The sequence below is a fragment of the Agrobacterium sp. genome (genome assembly GCF_032092815.1).
Taxonomy (GTDB): domain Bacteria; phylum Pseudomonadota; class Alphaproteobacteria; order Rhizobiales; family Rhizobiaceae; genus Agrobacterium.
On record NZ_DAMDBP010000038.1, the window covers coordinates 41,829 to 43,765 of the forward strand.

The 1,937-nt window shown below is 53.9% G+C and carries 2 protein-coding genes; both read left to right on the forward strand.

Features of this window, described 5'->3' with window-relative positions:
- Positions 1-949 (forward strand): acyl-CoA dehydrogenase (locus tag RT613_RS18660; protein ID WP_313617813.1); only part of this gene is annotated, 949 nt, incomplete at its 5' end.
- A 280-nt stretch (positions 950-1,229) separates the two neighbouring features.
- Positions 1,230-1,937 (forward strand): NAD(P)H-binding protein (locus tag RT613_RS18665; RefSeq protein ID WP_313617815.1); only part of this gene is annotated, 708 nt, incomplete at its 3' end.

A 1,937-nucleotide genomic window follows, 5' to 3' on the forward strand; every position in this document is an offset into this window, starting at 1 on the left:
CGGTGCGACGGCTTGGCTTGTCGGTGAACCTGGACGTGGTTTGAATGCCATGTTCACGATGATGAATGCAGAACGGTTGATGGTCGGCATTCAGGGTCTTGGCATCGCGGAAGCTGCGGTCCAGAAAGCCATTCACTACGCGCGCGAACGTCTGCAGGGGCGATCCGCCGACGGAGCACGCAGTCCCGTACCGATTATCGAACATCCCGATGTGAGAAAGATGCTGCTCACAGGCCGCAGCTTTACCGAGGCGGCACGTGCCCTCGCAGTCTGGACTGCGTTGCAGATGGATATCGCCGATCACCATCCAGATGCCGCAACCCGGGCAGAAGCAAATCACCTCGTTGCGTTGATGACCCCGGTTGTAAAGGCTGCCTTTACTGACTTCGGTTTTGAAACCGCTGTCCTGTCTCAACAGGTATTTGGCGGACATGGTTACATTCGTGAATGGGGTATGGAACAGTTCGTGCGTGACGCGCGCATAACGCAGATCTATGAGGGGACGAATGGCGTGCAGGCATTGGACCTCGTCTCCCGCAAAATCCCACTCGAAGACGGAAAGGTGGTTCGAAGCTTTTTCAAGCTGGTTCACCAGGATATCAAAGCGGCGGCAGCAGTAGACACCATCAGGCCTATAGCTGATAAAGTGCTGGCCTCCTTGCTACAACTTGAAACGGCAACAGACAGTCTGTTATCAAAACAAGGCGATGCCACGTTTACAGGCGCTGCAGCAACCGACTACCTGCGCATGTTTGCTTTGGTGTGTTTCGGCTGGATGTGGGTGAAAATGGCAAAGGAAGCTGCAAACAACGCAGGCACTCTGGAACGCAGAAAACTGGTGCAGGCAGACTTCTTTGCCCATCGCATGCTGCCACAAACCGACGCACTTTTGAAAAGCATAGAGAATGGCGGAGCCTCAATCATGGCGCTTGAACCTGACTTGTTCTGAGCGACAGGTCGCGCGGTCACGGCCGAGTTTGAAACCATTGCCGCGCGGTTCCTCCCAAGAACCAATCCCCTTGTCCCGCGGCATGACAGTTGCCCGCGCCGGCGTCTCACTCCCCCTGACGGGCTCGTCGTGAACACAGCGTCCACTTAAACAGTGTTGACCTAGACTCTAATCATGGATATTTTTTATCTATGATTAGAGTCTAGGTATGAGACACCGTCACCTTCCGGTCAATGAAAGTTGAACGAGGCGAAAGCGCCACAGCAAAGGAGAAGAAACAATGAGCATTTCCAGAAAGATCGTCGTCATCGGTGGCACGGGCCTCATCGGCTCCAAGGCCGTGGCATTGTTACGTCGCGCTGGCCATGACGCCATCGTTGCAAGCCAAAGCGCTGGCGTAAATACGCTGACGGGTGAAGGTTTGGATGAGGTTTTGGGAGGGGCCGATGCTGTTATTGATGTGTCCAACCTGATGTCATTCGACGAAGAGGTAATCCGCACTTTCTTCAGCACATCGACTATTAATCTTATAGCTGCAGAGAAACGAGCTGGAGTCCGCCATCACGTAATCCTGTCGATTGTCGGCACTGATCGTCTGACCAGCAACCCATACATTAGCGGCAAGCAGGCACAAGAAGAGGCGGTAAAGGCCTCCGGGCAGGATTATACAATCGTTCGGGCAACACAATTTTATGAATTTCTGGAAACCTTGGTCGATGCCTACACAACACACGGTTCATTGAGAGCGCCAGACACTCAGTTCCAGCCCATCGCAGCAGACGATGTCGCCGAGACCTTGGTCAGCATTGCGCTTGGCGAAGCCCATAACGCGACCATTGATCTAGCAGGCCCGGAACGGGCACCACTTTCAACGCTGCTCCAGTCTTATCTCGCCGCCAAAGGTGACAACAGGTCTGTCACTGCAGACGCTACGATTGGTTATTTTGATGCCACTCTCGATGCACTGTCACTTGTTCGTATGCGCCGT